The 1,204-nt window shown below is 67.0% G+C and carries 1 protein-coding gene and 1 pseudogene; both read right to left on the bottom strand.

Annotated elements, in window-relative coordinates:
• On the bottom strand, positions 1 to 465 hold a 465-nt coding region (locus AB4Z11_RS32130; protein WP_442030288.1), incomplete at its 3' end, for a twin-arginine translocation signal domain-containing protein.
• A pseudogene (locus AB4Z11_RS32125) lies at positions 462 to 1,204 on the bottom strand (hypothetical protein); the annotation flags it as partial. The pseudogene AB4Z11_RS32125 and the gene AB4Z11_RS32130, both read right to left, overlap by 4 nt.

The following is a 1,204-nucleotide window of genomic DNA, read 5'->3' as shown; positions in this document are numbered from 1 at the left end:
GCCGTCACGCGCGAAGTCTTTCGGATTGGCGCTGAAGTAGACGTGCGCGCCGGCGGCCAGATGCACTTTCACGTTCGACAGCAGAACAATGGGGCCTTTGACATACCAGTTCCCGGCAGGGATCAGCACGCGGCCGCCGCCGGCCTTGCTCGCTGCGGCGATGGCGGCACGGATGGCGGGATGACTGTCGGGCGATTGCGGCGCCGGCGTATCCAGCTCGCCTTTGTGGCGGATCTCGACCAGGCCAGCAGACTTCACCAGCGAGCATGATTTGGCGCCGAAGTCGGTGATGAGGAAATCCTTCTTCGGGAAGGCCAGTGGTTTGGCGAAGCGATCGATGATCTGCTGCGCGCGAGCCCAAGGGTCGTTTTGTGCTTTGGCCAGCAATGGCAGGCCAGTTGCAGCCAGCGCGCCGGCAGTTGCGGCGCCTTTCAGCAGTGTGCGGCGTTGGATGGATGTGGTCATGGCGTTACGCGGAAGTAGTCGATGTCGAGGTGGCCGGTGCTGGTGCGGTCGCCGACGCTGAACAGGCCCATTTGCGCGCCAACCCAGCGTCCTTTGCTGGCGGCGAACGGTTGGCTAGCGGGCGTGAAGCTTTGTCCGTCAAGGCTGTAGGAAAACTGGACCTGCGCGCCGGGCCTGATTTGYATGCGCAGATTGAGCGCTGCGGGGGCGTCCTGCAGTACCACGCTGGCTTGTTCGGTGCAGCGCAGTGTGGCGGGCTTGCAGGTGGTGTAGACCAGCTGACGGTGGCCGTCTTGCTGGCGCAGGCCGAGCCAGGCGTAGCTCATGGCGTTCAGGATCAAGCCGGCACGGTCGCCATCCTTTGCGTTCGCCAGTTCGACGTGCGTGTCGACTGTGAATGCTTCAGCCGGCAGCTTTTGCGTGAGGATATTGGACGCGACGCGGACGAAATCATGCGCTGCCGGCGCAGCCAGGACCGGCATTCGCAGCCAGCCAGGACGCGCAGTCAGCGACGCCTGGGCGTCGGCCGGGTTGGCGTTCCACTGCCACTGCAGGCCGAGCTCCCGCGCGGAGAATTCGTCACTCGTCGCCGGCCCCCCCAGCGACAATACTGCCGCGCGCTGCCCGCCCGCAGCTCCGCCCGCCGCGGCCGCACCAAGCGCCGAGGGCTCCGCGCCGACCGACGCGGCCCGCCGCGGCCGCACCAAGCGCCGAGGGCTCCGCGCCGACCGACGCGGCC

The sequence above is a fragment of the Pseudoduganella sp. RAF53_2 genome (assembly GCF_052113985.1).
Lineage (GTDB): Bacteria > Pseudomonadota > Gammaproteobacteria > Burkholderiales > Burkholderiaceae_D > Rugamonas.
The sequence above is the reverse complement of the archived record's forward strand: the minus strand, read 5'-3'. Positions and strand labels throughout refer to the sequence as shown.